At 66.9% G+C, this 14,209-nt stretch carries 12 protein-coding genes and 1 pseudogene; 9 read left to right on the top strand and 4 right to left on the bottom strand.

From position 1 onward, the window contains the following. The first annotated feature begins 404 nt into the window (after positions 1-404). The 6 genes from ltrA to ACKTSN_RS47330 all read left to right on the top strand — a co-directional run bounded on the left by ltrA (position 405) and on the right by ACKTSN_RS47330 (position 4,667). On the top strand, positions 405-2,117 hold the full coding sequence (ltrA, locus tag ACKTSN_RS47355; RefSeq protein ID WP_409467920.1) for a group II intron reverse transcriptase/maturase: 1,713 nt from the start codon (positions 405-407) through the stop codon (positions 2,115-2,117). A 38-nt stretch (positions 2,118-2,155) separates the two neighbouring features. Continuing rightward, positions 2,156-2,446 (top strand): hypothetical protein, encoded by a 291-nt coding sequence (locus ACKTSN_RS47350; RefSeq protein ID WP_409467919.1) that lies wholly within the window; start codon positions 2,156-2,158, stop codon positions 2,444-2,446. Positions 2,447-2,487: 41 nt separating this feature from the next. Continuing rightward, a complete protein-coding gene (locus tag ACKTSN_RS47345; protein WP_409474677.1) occupies positions 2,488-2,646 on the top strand; it encodes a hypothetical protein in 159 nt (52 codons plus the stop codon). A 342-nt stretch (positions 2,647-2,988) separates the two neighbouring features. Further along, positions 2,989-3,387, top strand: coding sequence for a hypothetical protein (locus ACKTSN_RS47340; RefSeq protein ID WP_409474676.1), 399 nt, complete (start codon positions 2,989-2,991; stop codon positions 3,385-3,387). A gap of 315 nt (positions 3,388-3,702) precedes the next feature. After that, on the top strand, positions 3,703-3,975 hold the full coding sequence (locus ACKTSN_RS47335; RefSeq protein ID WP_409474675.1) for a hypothetical protein: 273 nt from the start codon (positions 3,703-3,705) through the stop codon (positions 3,973-3,975). Positions 3,976-4,106: 131 nt separating this feature from the next. Next, complete coding sequence (locus ACKTSN_RS47330) at positions 4,107-4,667, top strand: GntR family transcriptional regulator (protein ID WP_409474674.1); 561 nt, start codon at positions 4,107-4,109, stop codon at positions 4,665-4,667. 101 nt (positions 4,668-4,768) lie between these two features. Here the strand turns inward: ACKTSN_RS47330 and ACKTSN_RS47325 are convergent, their stop codons facing one another. Both ACKTSN_RS47325 and ACKTSN_RS47320 read right to left on the bottom strand, forming a co-directional pair. Next, positions 4,769-5,332 carry a hypothetical protein gene (locus ACKTSN_RS47325; RefSeq protein ID WP_409474673.1) on the bottom strand — a complete coding sequence of 188 codons (564 nt, stop codon included), beginning with the start codon at positions 5,330-5,332 and terminating at the stop codon, positions 4,769-4,771. A 668-nt stretch (positions 5,333-6,000) separates the two neighbouring features. Beyond that, on the bottom strand, positions 6,001-6,381 hold the full coding sequence (locus ACKTSN_RS47320) for a hypothetical protein (RefSeq protein ID WP_409474672.1): 381 nt from the start codon (positions 6,379-6,381) through the stop codon (positions 6,001-6,003). A gap of 73 nt (positions 6,382-6,454) precedes the next feature. On the opposite strand from ACKTSN_RS47320, the pseudogene ACKTSN_RS47315 reads away from it, so the two are divergent. Beyond that, a pseudogene (locus tag ACKTSN_RS47315) lies at positions 6,455-7,048 on the top strand (transposase family protein); the annotation flags it as partial. A 38-nt stretch (positions 7,049-7,086) separates the two neighbouring features. Here ACKTSN_RS47315 and istA read toward each other — a convergent pair. Together istA and ACKTSN_RS47305 are read right to left on the bottom strand one after the other, a co-directional pair. Next, positions 7,087-8,562 carry an IS21 family transposase gene (istA, locus tag ACKTSN_RS47310; RefSeq protein ID WP_409474671.1) on the bottom strand — a complete coding sequence of 492 codons (1,476 nt, stop codon included), beginning with the start codon at positions 8,560-8,562 and terminating at the stop codon, positions 7,087-7,089. A gap of 1,027 nt (positions 8,563-9,589) precedes the next feature. Next, on the bottom strand, positions 9,590-10,627 hold the full coding sequence (locus ACKTSN_RS47305; RefSeq protein WP_409474670.1) for a LacI family DNA-binding transcriptional regulator: 1,038 nt from the start codon (positions 10,625-10,627) through the stop codon (positions 9,590-9,592). A 934-nt stretch (positions 10,628-11,561) separates the two neighbouring features. On the opposite strand from ACKTSN_RS47305, the gene ACKTSN_RS47300 reads away from it, so the two are divergent. Next, on the top strand, positions 11,562-12,983 hold the full coding sequence (locus tag ACKTSN_RS47300; protein WP_409474669.1) for an MATE family efflux transporter: 1,422 nt from the start codon (positions 11,562-11,564) through the stop codon (positions 12,981-12,983). A gap of 288 nt (positions 12,984-13,271) precedes the next feature. Further along, positions 13,272-14,162, top strand: coding sequence for an aminoglycoside phosphotransferase family protein (locus ACKTSN_RS47295; RefSeq protein ID WP_409475111.1), 891 nt, complete (start codon positions 13,272-13,274; stop codon positions 14,160-14,162). Positions 14,163-14,209: the final 47 nt, after the last annotated feature.

Genomic DNA, 14,209 nt, shown 5'->3' with positions numbered 1-14,209 from the left:
GGGAGTGCACCGCCGTCCCCGGGGTGCAGAGGGCCCCCTCACCGGCAGCATCTCTCTCATGCGGAACGTGACAACCCCGATGGAGTCCAGGCAATGCAATTCTGACCTGGTAAGCCAACCGCAAGGAAGGCCCAACTCTCCAGCGGGCGCAGGAAGACCCAGCAAGCGAATGCCGGTCGCCGAAAGGCAACAGGAAACCGGGAACCATGCGCTGACACCTCCGTCGGTGGTCCCCGCATAACTGGCCGGATAGGGGCCGATGTCCCGGCCTGAAAGGGCGCTGACGTGGGTCTGGTGAGCCCGTGAAGAAACGATGACCAAAGACACCTGAACCGAAGGGCAAGTTGGACGCCGTGACGACACACGTGGCTGGGGCGGCGCAAGCCGCTGCGACCGCAGCCGGCATGGCGAACGGACCGGAGGACGAGATCACCGACTGGCCGTCGATCGACTGGCGGACCGTCGAGGACGACGTACGGCGTCTGCGGCAACGCATCTTCACGGCATCGCAGGCAGGAGACCTGGCCAAGGTCAGGAATCTGCAGAAGTTGATGCTCCGCTCCCGCGCCAACACACTCGCGAGTGTGCGGCGGGTCACGGAAGTCAACGCTGGCCGCAAGACGGCGGGCATCGACGGGAAAGTCGTCCTGCTGCCCCAGGGAAAGGCCGAGTTGGCCGACTGGGTCCAGCATGGCGCGGCCCCGTGGAAGCCCAAGCCCGTCAAGCGGGTGTATATAGCCAAGGCGAATGGGAAGCAGCGCCCACTTGGAATTCCTGTGATCGCCGACAGATGCCTTCAAGCTCTGACGCTGAATGCACTGGAGCCCGAGTGGGAGGCACGGCTGGAACCGAAGGTCTACGGTTTCCGTCCAGGCCGTGGCTGTCATGACGCGATCGTTGCCATCCACACGACGGCGAGCGGCAAGAACGCCAAACGCTTGTGGGTGCTCGACGCGGACTTGAAAGCGGCATTCGACCGAATCGACCACGATCACCTGCTCGCGTCATTGGGCTCCTTTCCCGGGAGGGGAATGATCGCCGGATGGCTGAAGGCGGGTGTGGTCGAGAAAGGTTGGTTCACCCCCACGGTGGAGGGAACTCCCCAGGGCGGGGTGATCAGTCCCGCGTTGTTGAACATCGCCTTGCACGGCATGGGAAAGGCTGCTGGAGTCCGCTACCAGAATCTCGGCAGTGATGCCACGATTCTGGCGCGCGATTCTCCGGTTCTGGTCGTCTACGCCGACGACCTTCTCGCCCTGTGTCATTCTCGGGAACAGGCCGAGCAGGTCAAGGCGCGGCTGACTGTGTGGCTCGCGCCCCGGGGCCTGGCCTTCAACGAGGACAAGACGCGCATTGTCCACCTCGATGAGGGCTGCGACTTCCTGGGGTTCAACATCCGACGCTACCGCAGCAAGCTGCTGACCAAACCGAGCAACGCGGCCTTGCGGCGGATCCGGGAACGGCTTGCCGCCGAGGTGCTGGCCCTGCGAGGGGCCAACGCCGACGCGGTGATCGCCAAGCTCAACCCGATCATCAAGGGCTGGGCTGCCTACTACCGGATCGGGGTGTCCAAGCGGGCGTTCAACTCGCTGGACGCCTACGTGTGGAGACTGGTCTACAAGTGGGCCAAGTTCTCCCACCCGAACAAGCCGATGCGCTGGGTGACTGCCCGGTACTTCGCCATGTTCAACCCGTTCAGGCAGGACACATGGGTATTCGGGGACCGCACCAGCGGTTTCTACCTCTACAAGTTCGCCTGGACGCCGATCGTCCGGCACCGGATGGTGCCAGGGAGGGCGTCAACCGACGATCCCGCCCTGGCCGACTTCTGGGCCAAGCGGTGCCGCCGCGGCAAACTCCCGCTGGGCAAGGGCACCTTGCATCTGTTGCAGATGCAAGACGGCCGATGTCCGCTCTGCGGAGGGCTGCTGCTGCACGCCGACCACGAGCCGCAAACTCCCGACCAGTGGGAGCAGTGGCTCAAGGTCACCCGCATCGCGATCCGCAAACACGCGGTCACCGCCGAAGCGGGCAACGGCAAGCCGGACAAACCCGCCGCCTCACGCCTGATACACACCCACTGCCGGCGTCGGCTGGCCACTGGCCCCGGCCGGTGACCAGCACTTCTGTTCGCCCGCGAGCCCAAGGGGCTTGCTTGAGCCGGTTGCCTGGAAAGCGGGCACGGCCGGTTCTGAGGGGGGACCGCTGCAGCAATGCAGCGGTCCTACCCGACGAGATCTGGTTCGGGATCATCACCCGGCAGTCCATCCGCCGTGGCACGTTCTCCAGCGTCAACGTCCTGGTCAAACAGATCCGCGACTACATCAACTCCTGGAACGAAAACGCGAAGCCCTTCACCTGGACCGCCACCGCCGACGAGATCCTCGCCAAGGTCCGACTCGTCCAGACCAGCGTGAAGAAACTCGTCAATAACAACTCGAAGTAACACAATCAGGATCACGAGACACTAGCGGCGCGGGTGCATTCGTGCACCCCGTCGACGGCGACCAGCATCGGGTGCGCATCATTGCCTGGGCGGGCGGCCACCGGCACAAGCCGCACCCTGGCCTGGAGAACGCGGACGGCGCCGACGAGTGGCGTGCGCTCATGCAGCAGTGCATCGACGCCCTGCACGCGGCCGAATGAGAGCAGACGCCCCGTGTCATCCACGACGATGCCCAGTTCTGCCTGCCCGATGACACGGTCGTGCCCGTACGGCCGACGCCGGCCGCGTGTACGAGAGGCGGAACTGCAGCGGTCGGTGGGTGTGCGTCGCCCGCAGCGGCGGCTCCATCCACGACCTGCGCGGCTACAACCTCAACGGCCAGACCCGCTCCCTGAAGAGCGAAAACACGGGGGCGGACCGGCGCCCGTCGGCCAGCCTCCGCCCTGGCCTGGCCGAGTATGGCCGAAGGAGTGCTTGTGAACCTCCTTGCCTGCGAATTTGATGATCGCGTGTCAGGACGGACGCGAGCGAGGAGAACAGCGATGACGAGACGACCGAGAAAATTCCTGCTGTCGGCTGGGACTGCTGTGGGTATCGGGGCACTGGCCCTGCTCACGGCGTCACCGGCCTGGGCGGACGCCAGCGTGAGCACTGTCGGGGCTCGGGCGGAGTTCCTCGACTACGGCGAACACCTCCGCGTGTGCGATACAGCGACCGACAGCCGCCGGGCGCTGGCCCGAGTCAAGTGGCCCGCGCGGACCTCCGATCCGAACATTCAAATCGCCTATGCCGAAGACGTGGACGGCAACAACGGGAACTGCTTTGAGGTCCCTTACGACATCGACATCCCTGAGGGCATGGAGGTCGAGGTCAGCGTCTGGATCCAGAACGGCCCCGACGGGGACCCTGAGAACTGGCGAACGATCTACACCGTCGCGTGAGGCGGTGAGGACGCGCGGAGAGACTCCCCGCACACGATTTCAGTCACCAAGCCGCACACGGCGGACGGAACGCCCGCCGTGTGCGGCTTGGTCCCGCTGCGCGACCCGCCACGGCAGCGCGGGGTCGTGTTCGGGGGCGCGCCCTCGACCGCATGGCGTCCCGCCCGGACCTGGTCTGCGAGCCCGCCATCTCTTGGGTGCGCAGCGTCACCAGCTGGCGTCGGTGCCGGGCCAGTCCACACCATGAGCCTGCGGGCAGCCGCGGCTGGTCGCGCGCTGAGGGGATGCTACGGGGCGGTGGTGTAGGGGGCGACGGTGTCCGCCCCCTACCGGCCCGATGAGCTCCCGATGGTCCACGCGATGCTCGCCGCCTACCAGCAGACCCTGGCCCGCGACGGCCTGACGTTCACCGACGGCGAGGACCCCACGGTGCTGTGGGTACGCCGAAAGGAGGAAGCAGCGGGGTGTTTGATGACCGAGTCCAGCCCGCCCACCACAGACCCGGTGTACGAGCCGCTCTTGGAGCCACTGTTTTCTGTGGCTGAGGAAGCTCCGTACGTGATCAGCCGGGTCATCAAGGGCCGTTGACGCCGACGGACCAGCGCGTATCCGGCCTGTGCGGGCCCGTTCGCGCAATCCGGTGCAATTTCGTGGCGCCCGCATCGTGCGGCCCATCAGGCTGGTTCTCGCATCGGATCACCTGGATGGGGAGCGCAGGCATGGCGGTTGCGGACAACGTGGTGGCGAGCGAGGAAGACGTGGAGTCGGTGCGCCGGTGGGTGCGGCTGTCGTGTACCGAGCCGGGCACCCGTCTGCCCGCTCTGGCCAAGATCGCTCGGGATCTCCAGCTGTCTGCACCCGTGGTCCGGTCCGCCCTGGAACAGCTCGCCACCGAGGGGCTGGTGACCCTCCACGACGGCTACCGGCTCTACAGCGTCGGCACGATGACCCCGACCGAGCGCGCCTACCGGCTCATCCGGACGGTGATCCACCGCAGCTACCTGCCCGGCGAGCGGTTCATGAACCGCGACGAGATCGCCCGGACGTTCGGCATCGGCACCAAGGAAGCCGCGGCCGCGGTGCGCCAGCTCGTCGCTGAGGGGCTGCTGGTGGGGCCGCGCGGGCAGTACGTCAACGAGTACAGCCCGGAGCAGCAGCGCCGGCGCATCCGGCAGCTGCGCGAGCGCGCCAGCGACCTGCGCCGCGAGGCCCTCGAACTGATGAGGACGGCCCGGGAAATCGAGCAGCAGATGGACGACGACGACCTCAAGGCCACATAGCCCCGCCCACCTCGCAGCGGTCCATGGGGCGAAGGAAGGGTTGGGCGGCACACGGCGACGACGGCGGCGGCCGCGGCTGCCCGGGGCGCGCTGTCTCTCGGTCAGCTTCTCTGCCGGTCGCACTCCCACCTGACCGGAGGGCCGTCGCAGTGAGCACAGGGCCCCTGTGCGCGGCAGTCGGTCCACCCGGCGTGCGGCAGGGCAACGCCAGGGCAGTCCTGCCCGAGCGAGCAGGACATACTGCCGTCTTCGTGGTCGAGCTGGAGGCCCGAGCAGCCGCCGTCCATGGCGCTGAGGGCCTCGGCGAGGCCGCTGAGGTCCGGCGGGCCCATCTCCTTGGCCATCGCGACCAGGTCCTCGAAGACGAAGTCGGCGGCCTGCTCGGGACGGTCGGCTTGGAGCGCGGCGCACGTCGCCTCGGTGATCCGGTGCCCGTTGATGAGTGGCCAGCCGTCATAGCCAGCCTGCAGGGAGAGCTTGTCCACGCCGATGACGTCCGGGCGCCAGTCTCCGGTCTTGGGCTGCGGCAGCATCACGGAGAGGGCGTCACGGAGGTCTTCAGGGGTGCGCACCTCGTGGACGGTGGCCGACGGGACCCCGCGCGCCGCGTCACGCAGGCGCCTGTCCCGCCGCGCCTGCTTCGCGCGCTTGGCGTCTCGTCCCATCCCGGCCTCCATGATTCGGTGCTGCGTCCTTGCCCTGCGAACGACGGACGGGCGGAGCTGGTAGCCGGTCGTCCCCCGGACGTATGCGCTCCCCGGACGACGGCTCTCTGACGGATGGCTGATCATCGTCTCGTGCTGTCCGCGCGCCGGCCGCCACAGTGGCGCGATGGACGCAGGACTCACCGCGGTTCTCGGCGCCACCGTCGGAGCTCTCGGCACAGCGGTGACGGATGCCACCGCAGCGCTCCTCAGCCGCAGCACGGCCCGCCACCAGGTCCGGACCGAAACTCTCCGGGCCCTGCGGGAGTCGAGGCGGGCCACGTACGCCAGCTACGCGAGGACGATCGACCACTACCTGGACAAGCTGTCCACCACGCTGATCCCCTGGCACGGGCGGAGCGCTTCCCGGAGCAGCGTGAGGTGTGGACCGAGAATGCCCACAAGCGGTGGAAGGAGGCGCTGAAGTACCGGCAGGCCGAGGTCGACGCCCAGGGGGTCCTCCTGCAGCTGGACGCCACCGCCCGGTGTCCGAGGCCGCTCTGCAGGTGGCCAAGTGGTGCGCCCTCCTCAGCCGGTCGACCGGCCGCGCGATCGCGGACCTGAAAGGGCAGGACCTGAGAGCTGTCCCGTAACTGCTGGTCACAGTGAGCCGGTAACGCCGGCCGACGTCAGCCGAAGAGGAGGTCGACATCCTTCTCGATGCAGAGCTGCAGGACGACCACCAACTGACGTGCGTCGTCGATGTGCCGTTGGAGGAGCGGGTCGATGCTTCCCTCTTGAGGCTGGTCGGCGATCTCCTGCAGGCGGGGCAGGATCGCGGCGCACTGGATCGGCGTGAGGTCGGGGCCGTCGTCGGGATGATTGAGGAGTGGCGCCAGGGTGGTGGAGACATCGTTCCAGGGGCGCTGTCCACCGAAGTCGTGCATCTCGTCGAGTGCGAACTCCTCGGCCTGCGCCAGCCACCGCCGGAACACTCCGAAGCCGGTGTAGGACCAGGACAAGTCCGGGCTACTGGTGTCGTCGTCTCCTGGGAACAGAACGAGCCCCACGATGTCCTCCTCGTTGACCGAGCGCACAGGATCGGCCCCAGGAAAGGGCGACGGCAACTGAAATGATCTCGCCGTGGCTGGTGTGATCACGGCGTCGGAGCCGTCCTGGATAGGTCCGTTCATCGGGTTGAGCCCGCGTCAGTTCGGCAAGCTGATCACCGCGTTGCGGGGCGAAGGCGCGGACCCGGTCCGCAAGGGCCGACCCTGGAGCCTGCCGCTGGAGGACCGGGTCCTACTGGTCGCTGCGTACTGGCGCACCAACCTCACACTGCGCCAACTCGCCCCGTTGTTCGGGGTGTCGAAGTCCGCGGCCGACCGCATCATCGACCACCTCGGCCCGGCGCTGGCGCTGCAGCAGCGCAAGCGGTTCCGCCGGGACACCGTGCTGATCGTGGACGGCACCCTGGTGCCCACCCGCGACCACACCGTTGCCGAGCAGTCGAAGAATTACCGGTACTCCACCAACCACCAGGTCGTCATCGACGCCGACACCCGGCTCGTCGTCGCCGTCGGCCGACCACTGCCCGGTAACCGCAACGATTGCAAGGCATGGGAGCTGTCCGGCGCAAAGGAGGCCGTCGGTAAAACCACCGTCATCGCGGACGGCGGCTACCGGGGCACCGGCCTGGTCATCCCGCACCGCCGCGAAAAAGGCCAGGCCGAGCTTGCCGGCCGTGGTGCGGATGCGGTTGCCGGTCAGCTCGCTCAAGAGGATTCCTTCGTCGCTCGGTTGGTGGTGAAGGGCCGGGTCCCTGTCAGCTCGTCATAGACCGACAGCGGTCGGCGGCCGACCTCGATCTGGGTGGCGGCGGCCCGTTTCAGCAGGGCCTGCAGCGGCCCGGCCGCCTCGCCCGAGGGCGGTTCGTGCCGGGGCCGGGGCGGGACGTCACCGGTGGTGGTCCGGCGGCCCTTGCCGGTGGGCAGGCCGTCCCAGTGGCTCTCTTCGACGACTCGGGTCCCGCGGCCGACCGCCCGCGGGTGCACCGCCAGGAGCGTCTCGCCACTGAGGTCGGGGGCGGTTGAGTGCAGCATGACCTGCGACTTCGTGGCCCGGATCTCCACCAGCTGGCGCGGGCGGACGCGGCGGGCGGGCACCGAGTAGAGGTTGCCGCCGAAGGCGACCAGGCAGTCCTTGCCGACCGGCCGCAGATGCCGCTCGGCCACCAGATACGGGGTCGGTGGCAGCGGCTTGAGGGCCGCGTGGTCACGGGCCGCCCGCTCGCCGATGACCTCCCGGTGAGTCTTGTGGATCTGGGCTCGCCGCTGCGGCACCCAGGCCAGGAAGGCGGCGTCCAGCTCCTCGACCGAGGAGAAGGCCCGCCCGGACAGGACGTGGTCGCGGACGATCAGCACCTGCCGTTCGACACGGCCCTTGCCGGTGGGCCGGTAGGCGGCCAGCACATCGATGTCGAAGTCGTAGTGGCCGGCGAAGCCGACCGCTTCCGGGTGCAGCGGGACGGCCTCCCCGGGGGCGACGTGGCGGCGGACGACGGTCTTGGTGCGGTCGTAGACGATCGTCATTGGCACCCCGCTGAAGTGGGCAAACGCCCGGCGGTGGCAGTCGAAGAAGGTCTGCAGGTCCTGACTGGTGGTGAAGCAGCAGAACGGGTCGCGCGAGTACGACAGCGTCATGTGGAACGAGTAGACCTTCGCGATGCCCACGTGGGCGAGGACCTTGCCCTCGTCGCCCCAGTCCACCTGAGCCTGGGCTCCGGGGATCACCTCGAAGCGGCGGTGCATGCCCGCCAACTCCTTTGGTGTGATGCCGAGTTCCTCGGCGATCCTGGGGCGGGCTTCCTGGACGTAGAGCTTGGTCCGCTGGTAGTTGCCGGTGAATCCGTACTCCGTGGCCAGACGCTCGTGGATGACGGCGGCCTTCATCAGGATCTCCGCCCGCAGCATCGAGTCGACCAGCGGCGCGAACTCGTCGATCACCCTCGCCCGGGACCGTCCGCTCGGTGACCGGCGTGGCGGTGACACGGGCCCGTCGGCAGACAGGTACTTGCTGACCGTCCGCCAGTTGAGTCCCGTCTCCTTGGCGACCTCCGACAGGCTCATGGCACCGGACTCGACCAGACCGCGAAAGCGCCGCAAGGAACGGGCGGCGGCCACCTTCAAGGGCAGTTTCGGCTTCCACCCGCTGGCCGCCTGGTGCGTGAACACCTCTGAGTGCCTGGCCATGTAACTGCGGCCCGGCAACGCCGGGGCCAACACCGTCGCCGACCACCTGCAGGTCCTGGCCGCCGCACTGGCCCAGGTACCGCACTCCAGCCAGGCAAAACTCCTCATCCGGGTCGACGAGGGGGGTCACCCACGGGCTGCTGGAGCATCTCGTGGCGCTCAACACCGCGTGGCGCACGGTGCGCTTCTCGGTCGGCTGGAAGATCACCGATGAGGACGAGGCCGCGATCACGAAGCTGCCCGAGACAGCTTGGGAGACCTCCCAGAAATAGGACGGCTCCCTCCAGGAGGGCTACTTCGTGGCCAAGCTGACCGGCCTGAACACCCGGGAGGGCTGGCCCGAGAGCATCCGGCTGATCGTCCGGCGGGTCAAGCCGTCGGGCCGGCAGACCAAGAAGCTGACCGACTTCGAGCGCAAGACCAGCTGGCGCTACAGCATCACCGAGACGAACATCGGCCGGATGTGGGGCATCGCCGGCTCCCACCAGCCTCAAATCCTCGACGTCCTCCACCGTGATCACGCTGAAGTGGAGGACCGGGTGCCCCACGAACAAGGCGATGGGCCTGCACAACCTCCCGTCCAAGTCCTGGGATGTGAACTGCGGCTGGATGCTCACCGCGAACCTGGCCGCCGACCTCGACGCCTGGGTGAGGCTCCCGGCGCTACGCGACCCGCCGATCTGGTCGATGCGAGCCCGGCACCATGCGCTTTCGCCTCTACCACCTGCCAGCCCGCCTCACGAAACACGCCCGCCGCCGCTGGCTCCGCATCGAGGCCACCTGGCCCTGAGCCAACGCGTTCACCACCTGCTGGCAGCGACTCTCTGAACTTCCCGCCGTCACCTGACGGTCCGGCCCGTCCCGACGAAGACCAGAACGGAGGAGACCCGCACCACCCCGGGCCCGCGGAACCCGGCGCAGCCGCAGCGTCACGCGACCGCCCACCCCCGACGTCAGGGGATATTACGGGCGAACCACCGAGCCACTCAGCGACCGAACCCGCTCACGGATCGAGGTCAAAGGTGGGTCACGTCGTGCCGCGGACATTCAAGCTGGGTGTCAGGACGATAGGGGGTGGCAGTTCGCCTGCGAGGAGTTGGTCGACTTGGTGGATGGCCAGTTCGCCCAGCCGTCGCTTGTCGAGGTGGAGGGTGGTCAGTGGCGGGTCGACCAGATCGACGACGCTCAGCCCGTCGTAGCCGACCAGTGCGCAGTCGTCCGGTACTTGGACGCCGAGGCGGCGGGCGGCCCGGAGCGCGCCGATCGCAACCAGGTCGTTGAAGGCGACCACGGCGGTGAGGTCTGGGCGCGCGGCGTACAGCGCCTCGAACGCGGCGGCGCCCCCGGCCGGGGACTGCTCACCCATGACAACCCAGCCCTCGTCGACGGGCAGCGCATGTTCGCCGACGACTTCGAGGAAGGTGCGGCGCCGGACCATTGGGGCGCTCACGCACTCGCAGTCGATCATGCCGATCCGGCGGTGACCCCGGTCGATGAGGTGCTGCATCCCGGCCCGGATTCCGGCCGCGGTGTCGATGTCGACCAACGCGTGGTTCGACGAGTCCAGCCCGCGATCGACCAGAACCAGCGGCACGGTGCCCACGTACGGCTCGAGCTGCGCATCGGGATGGCTGATGTAGCCGACAAGAGCGTCAACCTGTTGGCCGAGTGAGCGGACCAAGGCCAGCTCCCGGGACCGATCGTTCTCGGTGCTGGCCACGAGCACCTGCCAGTCGCGTTCGTCCGCGGCCGCAATCACTCCTGCCACGAACTCTGGGAAGAAGGGGTTGACCACGTCGGGGACGATGAGCCCGACGGATACGACGTCCGGGCGGACCAGCCCCCGGCCGAACCGGCTGGGCCGGTACCGCAACTGCCTTGCGACATCGAGCACGCGTTGCTGAGTCCCCGGGTCGATCTCCCCCTTGCCGTTGATCGCCCGGGAGACGGTCTGATGAGACACGCCTGCCGCCTGAGCAACGTCGCGGAGCGTGACGCGCTTGACGGTTCTCACACCCCCCGCCCGCTGGTCTTCCGTTTCCTGCTGTCCGGCCACGCTGCCCACTCACTTCTGTTCCTGTGCCGCCCTGTGTCCAAGTCAATCAGGTTCACCGGCCTGCCGCGCCATCACCAGCCCGGCACTGCCACGAGAGCAAGGCAGCGCCAGAACGCCACCGGCGGATCGTGAGCCGTCTGGCGGCGGGCGTTGACGGAATCTGCTCCCCTGAGCGAGAATCCCGTTAGCGGTCACGTTAACGATCACGTTAGCGGTCACGGAACAGCGAAGGAGAGCACAGTGGCTTCTTTGAGGGGCCCCTTACCGCACGAGCCCCCCCGATGTTCCGTGGCGTCTTCCGCAGCTGGCACGCAAAGGCCGGCGCCTTTTCGGCGCTGCCGGACGCACCTGTGGAGCCGGATGATCCGCAGCCTTGGTGGCGCCAACTGAGAGTTCGGCGGCAGAAGCCGAGCAGCGGTGGATCTTCGCTCAGTCGGTCCACGGCGCGTCCCCGGGACTGTCCTGCTCCCAGTGGGGATGGTTCGGAGCTGACAAGAAGTGTTCCGTGGTTCGAGGTTGAGATCCTCCGGCGAGGGGCGGATCGAGGGTGAGTCCGCGGCAGCGAGGCGGCGAATGTGCCGATCGCCAGACGCACGCTCCCGCCCCCTGGATCAGCACGATGTTCGACGAGCACGCCTCTCGCGAGGTGTCCCGCTGGCCGGGCTCGCCCTGCCCTACAGCGACCAGAGCATCGACGAGTGCCGCGTTCTGGCCCCTGTCCTCGAGCTGAGCACGCAGTTCCGCGACACCATCCTTCGGGAAGCCGAGCGTGTCGCTGTCAAGGTCGTGGCTCCGGAAGCCAAAGCGCTGCGCTGAGACCGCGCCACCGGCGACCGCGCCGGAACGTCGCGGGCCGGGGGGAAGGGCACGAGACCGTCATCCCCGGCCCGCCCGCGCAGGCTGACAGTCGTGAACTCCAACGCACTCGGGAAGATGAGACGGCATGACCGTGACGCATACGGTGGACGGCGCGGGAGAGGGGGTGCACAGCGGTTTCAGGTTGGCGCTCGACCGCAGGTTCATAGTGTTGGTGTGCACCACGGCGGTTCCTGTGACGCTGCAGTCCCTCATGTCCTCGTCCAGGACAATTGTCGACGCACTTTTCGTATCGCACCTGGGTACCGATGAGATAGCCGCCATCGGCTATTCTAGCCGCGTCATTTTCATCGTCATCATGGCCATGCTGGGAACGGCCAATGGCGGCGCGGTCATCGTCGCACAGTTCTGGGGCAGCGGCAGTGTGCAGAAAGCCCGCCAGGCCACGGCGTTGACCGTTGTGATCGCCGGCGCGATCGCCGTGGTCATCTGCACCGTCTGCTTCGTCTGGGCGAGGGAGATCATGGCGGTGGGCACGGAGAATCCCCGCCTGATATCGCTGGGTACCGAATACATCAGAACTGTGATTCCGATGATCATTCCCTTCGCTGTGATATCGGTGCTGGCCGCGAGTCTGCGGAGCCTGGGTCAGGCGAAGACGGCCATGAATCTTGCCTTGATCGGCCTGTTCCTCCATGTGGCTCTGGCGTACGGTCTTGTCTTCGGCAACTGGGGAATGCCTGAACTGCGACTGGCCGGGGCGGCCTGGGCAACCGTCATCAGCACCTACGCGGAATGCCTTCTGTTCATCGTGTACCTGTACGGAAGGCGCCACCCCATGGCCTTCCGCATCCGGGACCTCCGCGACGATATCGGCAACGGAATCCTGCAGAAGATCTGGCGTGTCGGCCTTCCGGTATCCCTCGGTTCGATGTCGTGGGCGATCGGAATCTTCTTCTACAGCATCATCGTCGGTCGGGCCGGCACACAGGAGCTGGCGGTTCTGTCGATGATCAACCCGATCGAAGACACCGCCGTGGCCTTCGCGAACGGTGTGGCCACGGCGGCGGCGGTGCTCATCGGGAACAGCATCGGGGGAGGCGCCGACGAAGAGCGCACATGGTCCATGAGCAAGGCTCTGTTGATCTGGAGCACGGCTGTCGCGGCCGTATGCAGTCTGCTCCTGCTGTTGACCAGCTTCTGGGTGGGGAAGATCTACGGGGACATCGACGGCGAGACGATCGGCGTCGCGCGGGACACCGCCGTCGTCTTGGCATTCGTGTTCATTTTCCGGATGACATGCATGACTCTCCAGAACGGTCTCCTGAGGGCCGGGGGAGACACGGTCTACATATTGAGGGCGGATCTGGCCTGCCAGTGGCTGATCGCCATTCCGCTGACATTTATGGCGGCGCTCGTATGGGATCTCCCGTTCCCAATCGTCTTTGTCGCCATCAACAGCGAGGAAATCGTGAAGGCCGTCATCAGCGGCTATCGCGTTTATCGCCGCAAGTGGGTTCAGAGGCTCGTCGAAACCGTGACGAGATGAACAAGGGGACTCGTCAAAGTCAGGATTCATGGAGGATACTGCCAGCTGACGGCACGGCGACACTCTGTCGACGTCGTTCTCGGGCGAACCGGATCTGTCCCGTCTCAGATGATCTGGTCCGAAGCCGCGGCTGTGATCTGGGGCGACCAGAACGGTTGAGACACCTGGGTGGCCAAAAATCTCAGTTGATCTGGACCCTGGCGTATGAATACTGGCTGTCGTCTCAGTTGATTTGGTGTGGTTCCGGCGTTTCGAGCTGGACCAGTGGAAGGGCCTGCAAGAGTGACCATGCACGATGATCAAGTGGACATGACCACCGAAATCGTTGCGACCTTGATCCAAGAACAGTTCCCTCAGTGGAGCGGCAAGGCGATCCAACCCCTGTCGTCGACCGGGACGGTCAACGCCATCTTCCGCATCGGGAACGACCTCTCTGCGCGTTTCCCACTGCGTCTGGCCGATGCTGCCGAGGCGCTGGCGGTTCTGGAACAGGAAACCAAGGCGAGCGCGGAGCTGGCACAGGTGTCTCGGTTCCCCGTCCCGGAACCCGTCGCCTTGGGAAAGCCTGGAGCGGGTTACCCCATGCCGTGGTCGGTCCAGACATGGCTGCCGGGAACGGTCGCCTCTGATGCCGACCCGAGTGGGTCGGACGCTTTTGCCGAGGACCTTGCGGCCTTCATCGCAGCCCTGCGGGACGCCGAGACGCGGGGGCGGCTTTTCAGCGGCGAAGGTCGTGGCGGCGTTCTCGCTCACCACGACGACTGGATGGCGAAGTGCTTCGAGGAGAGCAAGGGGCTGCTCGACGTGCCCCGGCTGCGCCAGGTGTGGAGCCACTTTCGGGAGTTGCCACGCACGGGTGCCGACGTGATGAGCCACGGTGACTTGATTCCCGGCAATGTACTGGTCGCGGGAGACCGGCTCAGCGGCGTACTCGACACCGGCGGCTTCGGCCCGGCCGACCCCGCGCTGGATCTGGTCAGCGCCTGGCACCTGTTGCAGCCAGGCCCGCGGGAAGTGCTCCGGCGGACACTGGTTTGTGACGATCTGGAGTGGGAGCGCGGCAAGGCATGGGCGTTCCAACAGGCGATGGGTGTCGTCTGGTACTACGTCGAGAGCAATCCGACGATGAGCACAATGGGGCGCCGGACACTCGACCGCATCCTGGAGCCGATGGAGTGATGTCGCCCCGATCGTAGGCCGTGATAGAGACGATCGCTTGCCGCCCC

Origin of the sequence: Streptomyces flavusporus (genome assembly GCF_046267975.1) — a bacterium.
Taxonomy (GTDB): Bacteria; Actinomycetota; Actinomycetes; order Streptomycetales; family Streptomycetaceae; genus Streptomyces; species Streptomyces flavusporus.
Note: the sequence above shows the minus strand (reverse complement) of the source record. Positions and strands in the feature narration are given on the sequence as shown.

Coding starts and splice junctions, on each gene's coding strand:
- ltrA (WP_409467920.1), top strand. CDS start 405: ATGGCGAACGGACCGGAGGACGAGATCACCGACTGGCCGTCGATCGAC.
- ACKTSN_RS47325 (WP_409474673.1), bottom strand. CDS start 5,332: ATGGGACGAGACGCCAAGCGCGCGAAGCAGGCGCGGCGGGACAGGCGC.
- ACKTSN_RS47340 (WP_409474676.1), top strand. CDS start 2,989: ATGACGAGACGACCGAGAAAATTCCTGCTGTCGGCTGGGACTGCTGTG.
- ACKTSN_RS47300 (WP_409474669.1), top strand. CDS start 11,562: ATGACCGTGACGCATACGGTGGACGGCGCGGGAGAGGGGGTGCACAGC.
- ACKTSN_RS47330 (WP_409474674.1), top strand. CDS start 4,107: ATGGCGGTTGCGGACAACGTGGTGGCGAGCGAGGAAGACGTGGAGTCG.
- istA (WP_409474671.1), bottom strand. CDS start 8,562: ATGGCCAGGCACTCAGAGGTGTTCACGCACCAGGCGGCCAGCGGGTGG.
- ACKTSN_RS47295 (WP_409475111.1), top strand. CDS start 13,272: ATGCACGATGATCAAGTGGACATGACCACCGAAATCGTTGCGACCTTG.